The 17904-nt window shown below is 46.0% G+C and carries 13 protein-coding genes; 7 read left to right on the top strand and 6 right to left on the bottom strand.

Translation table 11 applies throughout. The features are described 5' to 3' along the window. Positions 1–71: 71 nt before the first annotated feature. Both NO352_RS13845 and NO352_RS13850 read right to left on the bottom strand, forming a co-directional pair. A complete protein-coding gene (locus tag NO352_RS13845) occupies positions 72–1556 on the bottom strand; it encodes a DUF4179 domain-containing protein (RefSeq protein WP_289355915.1) in 1485 nt (494 codons plus the stop codon). Next, positions 1550–2113: an RNA polymerase sigma factor gene (locus NO352_RS13850; protein ID WP_005546450.1), complete on the bottom strand. Its 564-nt coding sequence runs from the start codon at positions 2111–2113 to the stop codon at positions 1550–1552. The genes NO352_RS13845 and NO352_RS13850 overlap by 7 nt, the downstream gene beginning before the upstream one ends. A gap of 429 nt (positions 2114–2542) precedes the next feature. Here NO352_RS13850 and NO352_RS13855 point away from each other — a divergent pair, with 429 nt between their 5' ends. The 3 genes from NO352_RS13855 (at position 2543) to NO352_RS13865 (ending at position 6180) form a co-directional block, all read left to right on the top strand. Next, entirely contained in the window at positions 2543–3868 is a 1326-nt protein-coding gene (locus tag NO352_RS13855) for a glycosyltransferase family 2 protein (RefSeq protein ID WP_268619924.1), read from the top strand. Between the two features lie 65 nt (positions 3869–3933). Then, a complete protein-coding gene (locus NO352_RS13860) occupies positions 3934–5034 on the top strand; it encodes an acyltransferase (RefSeq protein WP_268619923.1) in 1101 nt (366 codons plus the stop codon). Between the two features lie 6 nt (positions 5035–5040). Then, positions 5041–6180, top strand: a complete 1140-nt coding sequence (locus NO352_RS13865; protein WP_268619922.1) for a glycoside hydrolase family 18 protein — start codon at positions 5041–5043, stop codon at positions 6178–6180. 134 nt (positions 6181–6314) lie between these two features. On the opposite strand, the gene NO352_RS13870 is transcribed toward NO352_RS13865, so the two are convergent. After that, on the bottom strand, positions 6315–6878 hold the full coding sequence (locus NO352_RS13870) for a putative glycolipid-binding domain-containing protein (protein WP_268599740.1): 564 nt from the start codon (positions 6876–6878) through the stop codon (positions 6315–6317). A gap of 154 nt (positions 6879–7032) precedes the next feature. Between NO352_RS13870 and NO352_RS13875 the strand changes: the two genes are divergently transcribed. Then, positions 7033–7752, top strand: a complete 720-nt coding sequence (locus NO352_RS13875) for a cupin domain-containing protein (protein ID WP_289355979.1) — start codon at positions 7033–7035, stop codon at positions 7750–7752. 184 nt (positions 7753–7936) lie between these two features. Here the strand turns inward: NO352_RS13875 and NO352_RS13880 are convergent, their stop codons facing one another. The 3 genes from NO352_RS13880 to NO352_RS13890 form a co-directional block, all read right to left on the bottom strand. Continuing rightward, positions 7937–10222 carry a beta-glucosidase family protein gene (locus tag NO352_RS13880; protein ID WP_268599741.1) on the bottom strand — a complete coding sequence of 762 codons (2286 nt, stop codon included), beginning with the start codon at positions 10220–10222 and terminating at the stop codon, positions 7937–7939. Between the two features lie 23 nt (positions 10223–10245). Then, positions 10246–11487: a PTS sugar transporter subunit IIC gene (locus NO352_RS13885; protein WP_171414553.1), complete on the bottom strand. Its 1242-nt coding sequence runs from the start codon at positions 11485–11487 to the stop codon at positions 10246–10248. 254 nt (positions 11488–11741) lie between these two features. After that, positions 11742–14222, bottom strand: coding sequence for a GH39 family glycosyl hydrolase (locus NO352_RS13890; protein ID WP_483311837.1), 2481 nt, complete (start codon positions 14220–14222; stop codon positions 11742–11744). A 232-nt stretch (positions 14223–14454) separates the two neighbouring features. Here NO352_RS13890 and NO352_RS13895 point away from each other — a divergent pair, with 232 nt between their 5' ends. From NO352_RS13895 to NO352_RS13905, 3 genes are all read left to right on the top strand, one after another. Then, positions 14455–15726, top strand: coding sequence for an esterase/lipase family protein (locus NO352_RS13895; protein WP_268599742.1), 1272 nt, complete (start codon positions 14455–14457; stop codon positions 15724–15726). Positions 15727–15861: 135 nt separating this feature from the next. Further along, positions 15862–16581 carry a YiiX/YebB-like N1pC/P60 family cysteine hydrolase gene (locus tag NO352_RS13900; protein WP_289355916.1) on the top strand — a complete coding sequence of 240 codons (720 nt, stop codon included), beginning with the start codon at positions 15862–15864 and terminating at the stop codon, positions 16579–16581. A gap of 15 nt (positions 16582–16596) precedes the next feature. Further along, entirely contained in the window at positions 16597–17799 is a 1203-nt protein-coding gene (locus NO352_RS13905) for a hypothetical protein (protein ID WP_268619919.1), read from the top strand. Positions 17800–17904: the final 105 nt, after the last annotated feature.

The raw sequence follows: 17904 nt of genomic DNA on the forward strand, positions 1-17904 counted from the left end.
CTCCCATAAAGCTTGTTGATTTTCTCTGTACATTCATATAATCGAAATCCCGGGATGACCGGTTGACCGGTTTATTTCAAGTCAATCTCAATATCGCTATTAATCGTGACCGGCGAAGATTCTCTAGACATCTCTATCTTGTATGACTCCAGCTTCGGGGCATGTATTCGCGCTTGATAGTAATCCTTCTGATTATGGATGACCCGCACTTCTCCGACATCGATCCCACCATTGCGGTCAAGCCCAGGAGCCGATACAGAAGGAGACACGGCGAAGCGTATACCTGTTCGATCGGGATCCGAAGCATCTTTTTTTATTTTGAGCATGAGATACACATCGTCATAGTACGCATCTGTAATCGTCAATTTTTTACCCTTGTAAGTTACCGTCTTTGGCAATTGTTCTCCTGGGGTAAAGGTAAACGCCTCCCCAGGCACTTTTTCCGTAAGGCTGACTTCTTTTATATGCAGGGTAAGCCGTTCAGCATCTTCGAAATAAGGCGAGGAGTAGAAGCTCAATCGATTTCCATCTTCCCCAACTGGCTCAATTTGATATGCGCCAATTGTATCATCAGAAAAGAGCGGGTACTTCCTCCCTTTATCATCCTCTAAATAAGAATCTTGCCGATTACCGATGAAGCGCAAATAATAATTGCTTTTCTTATCGAGTGAAACATTCAAATATGTGTTTGTCGGCGTAATTGTTACATCTCCTAAAATAATATCCTTCAAATCCGGATCGCCGCTTATATTAATCAGTTTATGAAGCGGTATGATTTTATCTTTAAGCAGCTTGGACGAATCGAATGGGATGCTCAGCTTGTAGCTTGCCTTCTTACGGAAGGAGCCGTCCTTATATTCATTCACGTTTACTTCAAATCGAAGCTCCCTAGGATTCGTACTTAAAAATTGCTGGACTTGATCTGGTTTCAATTCAGACGTCGCGGTACTCATAAGGAACGGCTCCTTCGTTTTCGCATCGATATAAATACCCCCACTTACAGACTTTAACACCTCAAAATCTACTGCCTTCACATTATATAAATTCGCGGTTCGATCAAGAAATTTCATCCCATCTTTTCTTGTGATTACATTTTGCTTGATATTATCGGATGTAATCATTGAACGGAAGGTTAATCTATCTCCGGTTAAATATAAGTCGCTTATGCTTATCTTCATATCATCGAACTGCTGCACAACAGGCTTGAATGGTTCATATCCATGCGATTTCGCGTTATCCGATCCGTGGTCAAATAGCTGCTCCATCACACTCTTCGCTAAAGAAAATCCTGGTATGTTTTTTACCAGTTCCGCAAAAGAAGGGGACACCTGAATCGCACTAAGCGAGGTAACGGCCAATATTGCTCCGATTGCCGCAGCCTTATAGATGAATCTTCTTCTCTTTCGACGAGTCGCAGCAACTCCTGCATGCCGAACATCCTCTACCATTGATGGCACTTCCTTCGCAAATTGAAGCAGTGAAGAAGGAACTGGAAGCTCATCTAACGAATGCTGCAAATCTTTTTTTAACGGAGTCCCTCTATCTAGCTTTAGCATTCCATCACCTTCTTTTGTATGGATAGTAGAGACATTTGGCTTAATTTCATTCGAGCCGTATGAAGCCGTGACTTCACAGTCCCTTTCTTGATGCGGAGCACATCTGCGATTTCCTCTATCGACAACTCTTGATAATAATAGAGAATAATAACCGTACGATAATTCATATCTAGCGACATTACCTGGTGTAGCACTTCCGATTCCTGTTCCCTTTTCAACAAAACTTCTGCTGGAGTAGCAACATCATCAACGAATTCCGATTCATCAAGCTCACCGTGACGGCTATTTAGCTTAGCCCTCCGCCTTGCCAAATCCATAGCACGGCATGCAACCAGATGGTTGAACCACGATTTGAATTTCCTTATTTTCTTACCGGCCATGATCGCTTGGTAAGCTTCCAGCAAGGCATTCTGTACCGCATCCTCAGCCGTATGCGCCTGACGAAGGATAGCGACGGACGAGCTGTAAGCGCGGCTTAATAACGGCTCTACCAATAAAAAGAAAGCATCCTTATCTCCGCTTCGGCAGCGTTCCATTAATCGTTCCTCATGTTCCATTGAAAAGACCTCCAATATTATCTACATTAATATAGGCGAACTCAAAGAGGAATGGGTTCACTTTTTTTACTCTTCAACGAAAAATGGAAAAAATACTAGTGTGCACTAGATTGGAAGTGATGTATTCGTTTTCTTGAAAGTTAAAGCGGTTTTACTTTTGGTAATCATTAGGATAATTTGTGAGTAGACAGAAAATCGTTCAATCTACGGATTGGAGGTTATAAAAACAGAAATAAACAAATGGTCAATATTTACCAATCCCTACTTTTCCTTCCATTTAGTCTCATCATCACGGGAAACTGCCCCGCAACCTAGAAAATGAAACTCAACATGAGAATGATCACATCCTTGCACTTTTCTGCTTTATCACTAGAAAGTAAGAAAGATTCATGCTTTTGTTCGAAACAGATAGAGAAGGAGTGGAACAAAATGCAGTACTTTTTTTATGTAACGACGATCGTCTTCTTAGGCTTTCAGCTCTTGTATACGATCATTCCTCTGCTGTTCAGCAAGGTGAAGAAAGTAAATCATGAGCTGAGTGAAAAATCGATCAGCGTTCTCGTGCCTGCCTACAACGAAGAGCTGACCATCAAAAATTGCATTGAAGCCATGAATCAGGTAAACTACCGCAACTATGAAGTCATCATTATCAATGACGGCTCGACAGATCACACCTTCCAACGTTTAGAGGAACTTCTTGAGTTGAAGCCCGTTCAGCGAACAGGAGATGGGAAACTATTCTATCAAGCTATTAAGGGCGTGTATGGATCTGCTCGATATGAACATATCTTCGTCATCGACAAGCAGAACGGAGGCAAGGCCGATTCCTTGAACGCCGGCATTGACTGTGCGCAAACGGATATCGTCATTACCTTGGATGCCGACAGCATGCTTGAGTTCGATTCTCTGAAATACGTGAATCAATATTTTCACGATGAGGATGTCATTGCACTTGGAGGTACCGTAAAAATTGTACAGGGCGCTGAGAAGAAGGATGGCGTTATTGTCGAGAAATTTACGGGCAAAGGTCTCATTAAGAGCCAGATCCTGAATTACATTCATGGCTTTTATGTAAGAAAGCTGACCCAATCCGTGTTCAATTCCATTGTTGTCATATCCGGAGCCTTCGGCGCTTTCTACAAGGATATTTTGGTTCAAGTGAACGGCTTCCGCAGCACAGTCGGCGAGGATATTGACATTACCTTGAAAATTCATGAGTATCTGAAGGCCAACCATCTTAAGAAGAAGCTGGTATATGCTCCTGAAGCCGTATGCTATACGGAATGCCCGGAAAATATAAAGAACTTCAACAAGCAGCGGATACGCTGGCAGAAAGCTTTTGTTGACTGTATCTTAATCTATTGGTCGCAGTTGTCGCAAAAATTCCGTCCAGGAGTAAGCTTGTTTTTTGCCATTGACGGCTTCGTGCTCGGAACGCTTACCGCGTTTACTACGATCATTTATTTCATTAATATTTTGCTGTTCGGCGGCAACATCATGCACATGCTCATCCTCTTCTCCATCATCATCGTTGTTAATGCCGCACAAATCATTACATCGCTGTACTTGTGTAAAAAGTACGACAGCAGCTACTCACTCCGAGACTACATCACCATGTTCTTATTCAGCCAATACGAGCTGCTCACATATCGCAATTTATTGCTTTACTTGAATATTGTCGGCACTATCAAGTATTTCGACAACGATGAAGGCTGGGGCTTCGTTGAACGTAAAGGCGTAGCTTCGATCAGTTGATATCTGTATAACCTGCATAGCGGCATAAAAAAAGATAGCCGCATGTATTTTCCGGGAGGGAGAACATGGAGAGTATTATAAAAAACAATCGGATCATATATGTAGATATTTTGCGTATTCTTTCGATTCTCGCCGTTATCGTGCTGCATATTACCGCAGACCTGCTAACAAGAACGAATAATTTTGATTCATCATCTTGGTGGGTCAGCAATATTTTCAACTCCATTTCGAGATTTGCTGTTCCTGTGTTTTTCATGATCAGCGGCGCCATGATGCTGCGGGTGAAATTTACAACATACAAAGATTTTTACATAAAAAGAGTGCTTCCGCTTGCAATTGCACTCATTAGCTGGTCACTAATCTATGCGCTTTACAATCAATACGTTATCGTTAACACTCACATGAATGCACTTGCTTTTCTGCAGGATTTCGGCTACAAGTTGCTAACAGACGGCAACTATGTCCATCTCTGGTTCTTGTACGCGATCATAGCCATTTATATGACCATTCCGTTAATTAGCAAGCTCGTCCAGGCATGCAGCGAGAAGGATCTGCGGTATTATTTGACGATGTGGTTCACAATCAGTATCGGTTATCGCTTCCTGTCGGATATCGTGCTTAAGGTGACAGGGCAGTATTTCACCATACCCTTATTCAACATCCCAATGTTTACTGGATTTCTTGGCTATTTTATCTTGGGACATTATTTATACACATATGGCTTGCCAGACAAATGGAAGCACGTGCTGTTTAATGTAGGTATTGCCTCCTTTTTCATTACGCCAATTGCCACCTACTTCGCTTCTCAGCATCTTGGAACGTTGGATGAAACCTTTTATGGCAACTACTCCATTACGACCTTCTTTATGGCGGTTGCGGTTTTCATTTGGTTCAAGGAAAAGGAGCATGCACTGCATGAGCGGATAAACTACAAGCTGCAAAAAATGATAGGCTCCATCTCAAAGGCCAGCTTCAGTATTTATTTGATCCATTTGTTGATTGAATTGCTCATCACCCAAAGAGCAGAAACGGAAGCGACTGTGTTTCAGACGTCCTACGTGTTAATCTTCAATGTCATTGCTGTATTTACAGCCAGCTACCTGATTGTAAAAATGTTGAATCTCAGCAAAGTCATGACTACCGTACTGTTTGGTGGAAAGGGGTAAGCATAAATGAAAATCAGTATTTATACGAAGCTATTCATTGTTGCCCTTTTAGCCGGAATGTCCCTCTATGCCTATCATGTCAGCAGCCAAGCCGAACAGAAAATCACATCGGTTTATATTCCGATCTGGAAGGATTTTAGCCAAATCGATTGGAAGGATCAAGCGATTGACATCGCATTTATTGCGTTTGCGCGTATTGATAAGACGAACATCTATTTTCACGAAGACAAGGCCGAAAATGAACGGATTAAGCAAAACATTGTCAAACTGAAGGAGAAGCATCCGCAGACTCAATTCGTGCTCGCCGTAGGCGGATATAATGCCGATGGCTTCTCGGACGCCTCCCTGGACGGCAATCGATATTCCTTTACCGACAGCATCATCAATACAGTCAAGGAGCTGGATTTAGATGGCGTTGATATCGACTGGGAATATCCAGCCTTCGATGCATGGGGTACGATAAAGGCTCGCCCGGAAGATACGGTGAACTTCACCGCGCTTATGAAGGATTTAAGGGAAAAGCTCAACAAGCTTCCGCATACGCATAAGAAATATATTCTAACCTTCGCCGCAGGTACGCAGGATTGGTATTTCGAGAAGGTTAATGTGAAGGAAGTTGAGAAGTACGTCACCTATATTAATGTCATGAGTTATGACTTGACAGGCCGATGGTCGGACACGACTGATTATAATGCGAACCTGTACAAGGATGCGAAAGGCAAGGCTAAGGATAGTGTCCATGGCATCATAGAACGATACAAGGCACACGATGTAGATAGCAAAAAGCTGCTGCTTGGCATACCTGCCTATTCCTACGGATGGGAGAAGGTCAATAGCGAACCGGGCAGTAATGGGGCCTTTTCAATCGGCAAGCCTATCGATATTGATAAGGTTGATCTTAGCTACAATACGATCGTTGGAAAATATCTGAAGGAGAAGGGCTTCAAGCGTTATTTCGATGATACGGCCAAGGCAGCCTACTTATTCAATGGAGACACCTTCATCTCATACGAGGATAAGGAAGCCTTGAAGGCTAAGGTGGCCTATATACAGGAGCATGGATTGGGTGGTGCTATGGTCTGGGAATATTCGCAGGATGCAAAGGATGGAATCATCAGCTACTTGTGCAAGCACCTGAATGAGTAACAGGAGAATACATATTGTCCCGTCGTGAATTCGATCCGCTTAAGTGGATTTGCATCAGCACATCTTATCAGCAGACTGGCATAGCAGACCTCTTCGCCACATCAATAGGGCTAAAGAGGTCTGTATTGCCATTCCTACGCATGTACCTTCGATAACGCCTTCCATTGATCAGCATAATCAATCACAACTCCATGTTGATCCACATTAAGCTGTGCCGTATATCCGCTTGCGGAACGATAAATATACGTGTTATCCCCTGTTCGCTCATACGATTGCTGCAGCGGCTGCACCGTAAATTGTGGGAAGCATACCCATGCCGCTGTAACCGCAGCCTGTTGTCCCTTATCCAGCTTCAGGCGACGGATCGGCAGCACATTCGTAGAAGGCGTCACCCCAATATCGATGTCCTTCGCTCCGCTCAGGTCATCACGAGCTTCTCCATTTACCTTCCAGCAATCTTGAGCATCCCGCTCCAGTTTCATTGTTCTCGCCTGTTGTTCATCGGTATACCGTATGTTCACCTCTTGTGTACATCCTAGCTCGTCGCATCGCACTTCATACTCCACGAAGCTGCGATCCGCATCGGCACATATAACCCTACCTTGGATCATGGTTACAGGCTCCAGCGACACTTTACAGTATTCAAGCCCTTCTTCTTGCATTCGTTTCCATATAACATCATAGCTATCATTTTTCATTGTAATATCGCCCCCTATCCTTTATCGCAATCTCTGGACCTCTATCCTTGCATCTAGCAAATTCCCTTAGATTCCCACTCCATTCTACCTCACCTTATCATTCCATTCCAATAAGTAAGAAAATGGGCTCACGTCTTGTAGGCGAACACATATGATGTGGCATACAACTTCTTGCAAAGGCAGGTTACGAGCAGTGGCAAATAACAACTCTATTGATTTTGCTTCACCGGATGCCCATTTTGCTTATGATGTCAATCAGTCCTTGTTCTTTCGCAAAGACGCAAACAATTATATTAACGTATTGGGCATCAGCCAGTTGAATACGTTAGGAAACGTTTCTTTGCTGGATATCTACTTAAGCACCGGCAATACGATTGAGCCCCATATCCATCAGAATGCAAGCGAATTGGTATATTGCGTAACAGGAGAGGCCACTGTAAGTCTGATTAATCCGTTCACAAACCAACTGCTTACCTTTCGAATTAAGCCTGACCAGGTAGCTAACGTTCCACAGGCTTGGTGGCATTATGAGATAGCGAATGAAGACAATACGCATCTTATCGCAATCTTCGATGCACCGACTCCTGAGGTCATCTTCGGTTCAGACATTTTGCGTTTGACACCACCAGAGGCATGGGCTCACTCTTATTGCCTTGATGAGGCAAAAGTAAGGGACACTTTGTCCCCGATTACGAAGACGGTTGTCATTGGACCACCGGCAGACTGCCATAATCGCATTCCGCACGCAAAGACAGCGGAGCATCCAGCTTATGGATACTCTACATCTGGCGCCGGATCCACCATTCCGTATTATCGTTATCCTCACCCTGGCTATGTGGCAAATGATTTCCTTCCCTATTATCCGTTTCAATGAAATCAGCCATAGGGCGAGCGAATTATATATTCCTGACAGATGCATGGATTCAAACGGCTTAATTCATACGATGCATGGACGAGATGCACACTGAGCAGACGCAAAAATCCCCCGATGGCATGCATGGGGGGATTCGCTCTTTCCTAACAAGAAAGTTATTGAATATCTACGGCGTATCTTGCCTTTATTGAACCGTTTGACGGCGCTCGCGCTCCACCTCGGCAATAAGCTCTTCCATCACTTGATCCGGCGAGCGATGAACGAGCCAGTTCTGACCGAACATTTGAAGCACCTTAATCGCAGGGAAGTCTCCCCAGAATCCGACAAAGCCTTCATTCAAAACCACCTGGTCGATAACATGCTTATTCATCTCGTTGAAGCACTTTTCCAATACTGATTTGGCAAGTGGATCAGCAATCCAGTCATTTAACAGACTGAATTTGTGGAAGGATATCTCTTCTTTGCCAAAGTCACAGAATACGCGCTCTGTCAGGCGAATATCTCGGGATGAGCTGCCTGCGGCAAGCTTGAAGTAGCCCGTTTCTGCCACCCAACGATTGTATTTCGTATTGTAGTAAGCAAAATCCCGCTCTTCCAGCTCGAATACCACTTCTTTCTTCTCATGCGGCTGAAGCTCGATCTTGGCAAAGGCCTTGAGCTCTTTCTCCGGACGCGTCCACTTGCACTCCTCGTCGTGAACGTACAATTGAACAACCTCTTTCCCAGCTACTGTCCCCGTATTCTCTACTTGCAAAGACACGGTTACGCAGCGGTCATGCTGCTTGACTTTCATGTCCGAGTAAGCAAAGGTCGTGTAGGACAATCCATGACCGAATGGGAATTGCGGCGCAAGCTCCTTGCGGTCATAATAGCGGTACCCGACAAACAGTCCTTCACGGTAATACAGCTTGCCGTTCTCTCCGCGAATTCGCATATGGGATGGATTGTCGGACAGCTTCACTGGGAACGTCTCAGACAGCTTGCCGGATGGATTCGTCAAGCCGAACAGAATTTCCGCAATCGCACGACCCGAGCCCTGCCCTGTCAGCCAAGAGTGGAGCACGCCCGGCACATGCTGTACCCAAGGGCGCATTGCCATTGCCGTACCGCTGCTTGTTACGACAACACATCTCGGCTGTGCAGCCGCTACCGCTTGAATCAGCTTCACCTGATGCTCGGGAAGATCGATGCTGGCAAGGTCACGCATTTCGGACTCCGCATATTCGGGTTGTCCGACGAACAGAATCGCGAGATCAGATTTCGCTGCAAGCGCTGCGCTCTCTTGGATCATGGCCTCATCGATGCGCTCATCCTTCGGGTAGCCATCCGCATAGCTGAATTGTACAGACTCGCCAGCAATTTTCTGTACCTCATCCCATGGGATGTCAACACGCGTTGGCGTAACTTCGGCGCTCCCTGCGCCTTGAATTCTCGGCTTCTTCGCGAATGTACCGATCACGGCAATAGATTGGGTCTTAGCAGGGTCGATCGGCAGGATGCCGTTATCATTTTTAAGCAGTACGATACTCTCGGCCGCTGCTTTTCTCGCCAGCTCATGATAATCAATTGCAGCCGTATTCGACTCCTCTTCATTGGCCGTTACTTGTTCTACCAGTGTAAGAATGCGCCGTACGCTATTATTCAGATGTTCTTCCGACAGGGTACCGTTCTGAACCGCCTTCACAATCGCATCCGCATTGTAATGCGCAGGTCCAGGCATTTCAATATCAAGTCCAGCCTTGAGCCCGCGAATACGGTCGTTGACCGCCGTCCAGTCCGACAGCACGACGCCTTCATAGCCCCATTCTTTGCGCAAAATGTCATCCAGCAGATGCTCGTTCTCACTCGTATAGGAGCCGTTAAGCAGATTGTAGGAACACATAACTGTCCATGGATCGGCTTTCTTAATAATGCGCTCGAATGCACTCAAGTAAATCTCGCGCAGGGTACGTTCATCAACTTCCGAACTGGTCACCATCTTCTCGAACTCCTGGTTATTGCAGGCAAAGTGCTTCACGGAAGCGCCTACGCCTTGACTTTGAAGTCCATTCACGAAGGCTGCGCCGAGCTCACCGGACAGACAAGGGTCTTCGGAATAATATTCGAAGTTGCGGCCGCCTAGCGGCGTGCGCTTCATATTGATGCCAGGCCCAAGCAAAAGCTCCACGCCCATTTCCTTCCCTTCAACGCCAAGCGCTACACCAACCTCGTGCAATAACTCCGTATTCCAAGAGGAACCGATCGCAGAGCCGGTGGGATAACATGTGGCTGGAATATTTCCTGTCGTAGCAATCCCCATCTCTTCATCGCTATTCGTTTTGCGGATGCCATTCGTACCGTCATACATATGGATCGGCGGGATGTTCAGGCGGTCAATCCCCTTCGTCATCCACATATTCAGTCCTGCACATAGCGATGCCTTCTCTTCAAGCGTTAATTCCTTCATCCAATCGTTTATCTTTTGATTCATAATATATCCCCACTTTCTACGTTTTATTGCTGTTTCGCTTCTTCCTGCTCCTTCTTCAGCTCTTGCGCATCATAAATCTTGTAGAACGGATACCATACAGCAAAGATGATGGCCAGCACGACTGCCAGCAGGATAACCCCATTGAAACCGGACATGAGGTATGTGGAAATTCCAATCGGCGTATACCACAGTTGGAACACCTTGCTTGGAATCTGAGCGAATCCCAGGTCGAGCGCAAAGTATACGATAATTGGTGTAATGATACCGTTGATCCACATTGGAATCATCAGAATCGGGTTGAAGGCGATCGGTGCTCCGTAGATTACAGGCTCGTTGATGTTAAATAAAGATGGAACGAGCGTCGCCCTGCCAATCGATTTCAGTTTCTGCGACTTCGCAAATAGGAACAAGATGATAAGCGGCAGGGTCGCACCAAGTCCGCCGACTCCTATCCAACCGGAGAAGAACGTCTCAAACGTATTAATGTTGACCGGTTCAAGTCCTTGCGCCACCAGGGCTGCGTTCTGCTCAATGGCTGGAATCCAGATTGCGTAGAAGATTGGAATGATCACCCACGGACTGACCCCGAAGGAGTACAGCGCGACGCCAATCATGTTAAAGAGCAGGAAGCCCCATAGCGTTTGGCCTAACGCATTTACTGGCTCGAATACGCTTACAATCAAATTAAAGATATCGAAGTTTAGCTGATAGACGAGCACCCAACCCAGCGTAAGAATAATCGCAATCGGAACAAGGAAATCAAACCATTCCATGATGAACTCCGGCAAAGACGAATCCTCTTTGAAAAATGAGAAATTGTTGAATACATTAAGTACTACGGCCACCGCAACTCCGACAAGCAGCGCGGTAATCATTCCAGAAGGCCCGAAACGTTCCAACATAAACTGAATTGATCCGTCTTCGTTCATGACGGGCTTAAGCAGCATCAGGAACAAGGAAATGCCTGTCGCACCGGCAATGAGCTTGATTTTGTCGCGCCCTTTCTTCTGCATAACCGTGTAGGGCGTAAGGAAAGCGATAAAGATCCCCAGCAGGCCGAAGCTGAATGTAGTTATAGGCGTTATGTCCGGCATCCCTGGAATGAAGTCTTTCAGTATCGAGATCAAGGTAACGAACGATCCAATAAAAATCATAGGTAGGGTAACCATAATGGCTTCCTGGATGGAAGATACCCATACATTGTTTGTAAACGCCTCCAAACGTGGCGCAAATTTTTCGTTCATCCATTTCATGAGACGATCCATGTATATTCCCCCTTCGCAGCATATTGATTTATTGATTATGTCATGTCTTAAGTATAGAATTGTTTGATAGCGCTTTCGCGTTCTTCTTTGCCGCAATTAGGGCTGTTTCTTGTTCTACTTCCATAAGCCGGTTTAGTATATGTAGGATGGAATCCGTTTACACAACAAAAAACACCCCTCCAACGAGGGGTGCATGATACTTTTCAAACAACCCGTCTACAAGACAGGAAAGTCACCTGCTGACAAGAAAGCGATTAATATTGCCTTTCAAATGTAAACAGCTGCACGCCATGAGGCGGAAGGGTCACTTCTTGCTGCCAGGTCAGCACATCATGAATCATCTGAGTCTTTATCGTAGGTCCGCTTCTGGCCTCCAAATAACGAAGCTCCTCCTCGGTTAGAAATTCTGGGGCTCCCATGCGAATCCATTCATCGAACACAGAGCCAAGCTCACGAGTCAGCAGATAGCTTGTCATTTTATAACTGCCGGCAAGCCCTTTTAGATGGATATGAAATCCCTTATTCCCCTTCTCCTCAAATACGGCATATCGATTCATATCGGACAGTTCCGTCCAATCTCCGCTTGCAAAGAGTTGATCGACATGTACGTAATGATACAGGAGAAGCTGCAAGCTGCCATCACAGCATCTTGTCGCGAAGTAGCCATCCCCGCAGGCAATGACCTGATCCCCTAGCTTGTGCAGCAGTTGGAAAGCATAGTAGCTTGGCTTCTTCAGTCCGTCCCGATTGATGAGCCCGAATCCTCCATAGAAATGGGATGGTGGAACGATGCTTTCTTCAAAAATATCGGTAAAGCACCAAAAGGCAAGTCCCTTCATAGATCCAAGTGTCGTGAGCGCATGATAGATGACAAACGGAGCCATAAACATCGTATCATGGATCAAATTGCGGTCATACAGCGAGAAATTCCACTCGGTCATGAACAGCTCCACATCGCGATAAGGCGTTGCCGAGAGCTTGGCCTTCATCCGTTCAATACTCTCCCTAAAAAAGGATGGAGGCATAATCGTTGTCAGGGAATCGGCCTCTTCTTTCAGGAAGGGGTACTCCGAATATACATGGAAAGAGAAGAAATCGAGCGGCACCTGATGATCACTGCAATATGTCAAAAACTCCTCCGCCCATGTGTCATTCCATAAAGATCCGTAGCCAAGGGCAGGGCCGCCGACCTTGAGTTCCGGAGAGACGGATTTAATCGCCTGCACTGTTGATGCATAGAACGCAAAGTATTCCTCCTTCGTCCCTGCCCAGCAGACGCCGGACAGATCCGGCTCGTTCCAAACTTCAAAGTACCAGCGGCTCACCTCAGCCCAGCCATAGCGGTTCAAACAGTGACGGACAAAGGCCTGGACAAGAGCATCCCACTTGGTCTGCTCTTTGGGCGGGGAAATGCTTCCTTTCCACCAGAAGACCGTTTCATTCGACCTTCTTAAGAGGCTCGGCATGAACCCAAGCTCGACAAACGGCCTGATGCCTAGCTGCAGCAAATAGTCGTACAGCTTGTCCACGTAGGACCAATTGTAGATCGGTGTTCCATCAGCCGCCTCGCTGTACACCATCATTTCATCATTAAAGATGCCATGGAAGCGAATATATTGAAATGGAAATCGGCGCTGCATGCCGCTGAAGTGACATTGCCAGTCTTCTCTTAATCCCTCGACCGCCCGCCCTGCCGTTGTGACGACGTTCCAGTGCTTATCCAAAGGCTTACCCTGCTCATTCGCTTGAACCATTACGTTCACCGTCGTTGAAGCAACGGCTGATAAAGCACCGGCCACCGGGAAAGTGGGCATGAATTCGGTTCCCTCATCCGTATGGATATAAAGGTAACGATACAGTGAAGCCATCGCCTGAATCGTATCAGTTTCATAATAATCTCCGCTGGAAGACTCCTCATAGGTCAGCGGTTTCCGATCCGGATCCGGTTGATCAATCGAAGCAAACGTTTCACGATACGCACTTGGTGTACGATTGTATTTTTCCTTAAAATATTTGTTAAAGAGTTTCACATTGGCAAAACCGCAGTCAAGTGCAATCTCCGTGATGCTTTTGGTCGTAGTAGCCAGCTCGGCCTGTGCTTTCTCAAGACGGACAAGCGTCAAATATTTTTGAAAGGGAATGCCGATCTTGTCACTGAAAAAATGCGAAAAATAATGCAGGCTTAGATGCTCCTGATCCGCCATTGTTTGGAGCGTAAGCTTCTCTTTATAATGCTGGTCGACATATTGAAGTACCCGATTGAGCCGCTTATAATCATATGACTTCGTATCTTCCTCGGCAGCCTCGTTGGAGCCTGAAAAGAAATAGCGAAGCAAATAGCCGCACAGCATCTGCAAAGACCCAAGGGTATAGCTGCGGAAGCCGCTGGCCTTCTTGTTGATCTCATAGACCATCTTAGCCAGATTGTGGCGGATAGCATCATAGCTGCTGCGATTTTCCTCTGTCTGCGTGCTGGAATTGCAGTGGATAAATGCATTCGCATCGAGCCACTCCGGACCGAATTGCAGCGTTAGCAGCACATTATCCTCGCTCGTGCGTTCAATCTTATGCACGGACATGCTATTGACGACGATAATGTCATCCTGATGAAGCCTATATTGGCGTTGATCCATATACATGACCACTGAGCCTTGAAGAACATAAATGATTTCAATCTCTTTATGCCAATGGAAATGGATATGCTTCACACTGTTTACGAATAACTTGATGGGCAAATCGTCTTGGTGCTGTATAAACTCGTATAAGTAACGGATATCAAGCTCCCCCTTTCCATCCTTTATTATGTGATCGTATGCTTAGGAAATTCAAGGAGCCCTCTCCTTGGCTATTCAGCAACCAAATTGTAACCGCTTTCTTTATACTAAAAAATAAAGGAGTTCCAACAGCCAACTCCCGATAACGAATGCATGACTGCCTCGAAGCAGTCCAGGAAAGGAAGGATGATATATGTCCCGTTCTATGCATGGCAAGAAGCTCAAGGTGATCCTCGTCGTGCTTCTCATGTGCACGCTGCTTATCCCCTTCTCGCAAGCCCAGGCTGGCGAATCGACGCTGGCCATGGAGCAATCATTCACAAATGTCGCCAATGGCTGGGCGAAGGTGGAGCGATGGAAAGACAATAATCCGATGTTCGCAGCAGAACAATATCCTCCGGATGGCCGTGGCAAGCAAAATGGGCAGCGATTGACTTTCTTTGGCGAAGGGGAGCCCCATTCCAGCCGATTCTTGCTTTATTACGGGCCGCAATATGACACAAATACGATTCCTACTCCTATTCTGCTTGTCCACGGCGCTAATGACAATGCGGATCGAGCGTGGGCGAATCCGAACGAATTCGGCCCGAACACATGCGGAGCCTCATCATGCCCGAATACAGGTTTTATGCAGCAGCTAGTCGGCAAGGGCTATAAAGTGTTCGCAATCGGATTCGGTCATAAACATGGCGACAATTATTACGCTGCCGAGCAGATTCATAATGCAATTCGCATCATTCAAAACGTAACTGGCGCAAGCAAGGTTGATGTCGTCGCCTGGAGCAAGGGGGGATTTGCAGCGCGGATGTATGCGTCTTCCATAACCAAGGACGGCGGAACGGCCTACGCCAGCGACATTCGCAAGCTCATTCTAGTAGGCAGCCCCAACAAAGGAACTGACTTCATTTTCAGACATGGCTGGTTCTTTAACTTTGGGATCATCCCAGAGTGCGGAGGCAATGCGAATGCTCCTTCTCCACATACGCAAATGATGTGCTACGGCTTATGGCGAAATCATCCCGAATTATCAATTTACACCACAGCTCAAGGCAACACCTTCCCCGGTCAAAAACAAATGTTGGCAAAATGGGCCAATACGTATGCTCTGCCAGTTTCTGAACAAGATTGGTATACAACCTACTACGGCGGACAGGGATTCTTCACGATGGGGGATGGCATTGATATCGCTATTCAGCAGGGCTCGCTAGTTAACAAGATCATAAGTGCAGGAATTCCGAACACCATTGCAACCTATCTTCTTTCTGGGAATGTGAATGACATTCCGAACGTGCACAATGAACATACAGGACCAAGCGACGGCATCGTATTCGTGAACAGCGCATCCGCAACGGATGGAATTGGGCGGGTCGCAGGAAATGTTACCTTGAAGCTTAACCATTTGAAGCTGGTTTGGTCCCCACAGGCTATGAATGTGATCGAGCAGTGGCTAACCCAAACGCCATAGAAAGGAAATGAAATCCAATACACGAATTTCAAGTACGATACTATTATATTAATTTACAGTAAAATCATAGAAATAATCCCATTTAAGTTGTAAGATAGAAGGGTAAGTATTCCACTTTCAGATGGGAGGATTTGAATGAAAAAAATGTTGTTTGTCCTGCTTCTGCTGACGCTTGCGGTCCCTACCTCGATTAGCGCACTGGGCCAGGATGAAGGAGCATTGCTGGATCGTGTATTGGATGTATACCCAGATGTGACAAAGGAACAGCTCTTGACCGAAATTGACAGCGCTTCCCGTGTTACGAAGCAGCCGCGCGAGGCCATCCTTAATCAGATGTACACAGAGCTCCGCACCAAAATGGTAGAGCCGCAAATGAGCATCGCCTCCTCCGGAGATAAAGGAAACGGTGCCTATCAGCTCGCTTCCTCCAGCAAAGGCGACGTCTTCTTTGAAACCGCTTCGACGATTGGCATTCCTCATGGCCATGTCGGCATCTACTACACAACCGACTTTATTGTCGAATCCGTTCCAAGCACTGGAGTGCGCAAAGTGAAACTTATTGATAAACGTGTTGACTCCGGTTCTAAGATTTTGACCCTCAAGAAAGAATACGCCAGCTCAGCAGCACGATCAGCAGCTGCGGATTGGGCAAACACCCGCATCGGCGAAAAATACTCCTACAATTTTGCTACGAATCGTCTCACCTCATGCTCCGGCGACAAAAACTGCTCCAAGCTCGTATGGTGTTCCTTCAAGGAAAAAGCCAACATTGACATCGATCAAGATGGCGGTCTCGGCGTCTATCCTATCGATATTCGCGACTCATCCATGTTCATCACGTTAAAAAGCTATTAATCCTAGGCGACAAAGATGAGAACCATTCACACCCCTATTCGTGCTATGATTCGCATGTCAGTCTATGCCGTCTCTCTCCTTATCATTATTTTTCTTCTCGTCTCTTGTACGCAATCATCTCCACAACAAGGCAGCATCACGACTATACAACAGAGTTCCCCTCCCGTCGCATTCGTTTACTACTCTACATCCTTGTCCAAAGAATACATTGGCAGTGGAACCTCTAATTTGTTGTATATCGATAAGCATGGTACGGTACAACCTGTGAAAGGAGATGGACTGGAGTGGAATGCTCCCGTCCATCTCCAGAACACAAATGACATCGTAATCCAAAGAAGAGAGCAGATTCAAATTCAGCATGACAAGGGTGCGATAGACTCGACCCCCTCACCATGCAAGGTCAATGCAGGTTACAGGCAGATGTCAGGATATTTGTCTGCAAGCAAGCTGTATTATGCGCTGTTCAATAAAGGGATCGATGCAAATGACAATTACTTGTCCACCATCCGCTGGGGAGATGCACAGCAGCATCATTGTGAAGATATCCAAGAATTCATAGAGGCGCAGGGCAGCGATGAGCACAATATTTATGCCCTAACCTCCGATCACGCCACCCTTCAAGGCATAAACCTGGTCGTTATGAAGCCGGAAGGCGGCAAGCTGTCTGCAATCAAATTTTCGCTGCTGGACATCTATACCGGTTCACTTATCGTACAGTCAAAAATCATTTCCTTGCAGAATAAGCTGTATGTCGTATTTACGACCAAAGATGATCAAAATATGATTCATCTTCAGTTGCTTGAAATCGACAAAACCAAGCATACTGCCAACACTTATACGCTGCATCGGTATGGCGAAGAACCGGACAATGCTTACTTCTCCCACAGCGCCAACAGTATTGGCATTATTGATCAAACTCTCTATTATATTGACGGATATGGTACAGTTTTTCCATTTTCACTGCGCACGAAGTCTGCCTCTGAGGCACATTCCCTTTCCAAGTACCAGCGAACATCTAATCTGAATGATGAAATGGGATATGTCCAAGGAGCAAACTATTACCTATTTCGTTATGATTCAGCAAGCAAGGTTCATGAAATCGAAAAGTATCAATTATCAGATGGGGCTCTGTTAAAGGAGCTGCCTATTTCTAACCTCCCTCCAAAACTCTCCTCTGGGGTCTATTTATATGACTTTCAAATGCTGACTGATCTATAAAGCAGTTTCATCCCCTTCCATTCCGGCTGCCTATTCTTTTCCACAAGACTAGGCAGCCATTTCATTTGGGAGGCTCCACTCCACTGTTACCGTAATTTACCTATA

Source organism: Paenibacillus sp. S-12, assembly GCF_030363895.1.
Classification (GTDB): Bacteria; Bacillota; Bacilli; order Paenibacillales; family Paenibacillaceae; genus Paenibacillus_B; species Paenibacillus_B alvei.